Below are 217 nucleotides of genomic sequence, written 5' to 3' on the forward strand. Positions count from 1 at the left end.
GTGCCGGCGAGAGGAATTGAACCCCCAACCTACTGATTACAAGTCAGTTGCTCTACCAATTGAGCTACACCGGCATTGTGAGTGAAAATATTCAGTTCTCAGCCTGAACGTTGAAAGGTCGTCCTGATCTCGGAAAGCCGAATCAAGTAGCAGCTCGATCAGTACGCTGAAGCTTTTTCAGGAAGTTCATCCGGACGTGCTCTACCAATTGAGCTAC

General features: G+C 48.4%; 1 tRNA gene. It reads right to left on the minus strand.

The annotated features are described in order from the left end of the window. Window position 1: 1 nt before the first annotated feature. Window positions 2-74: transfer RNA gene (locus JJQ88_RS21965), tRNA-Thr, on the minus strand. Between the last annotated feature and the right edge of the window lie 143 nt (window positions 75-217).

The sequence above is a fragment of the Bacillus sp. REN3 genome, from assembly GCF_017912555.1.
Lineage (GTDB): Bacteria > Bacillota > Bacilli > Bacillales > Cytobacillaceae > Mesobacillus.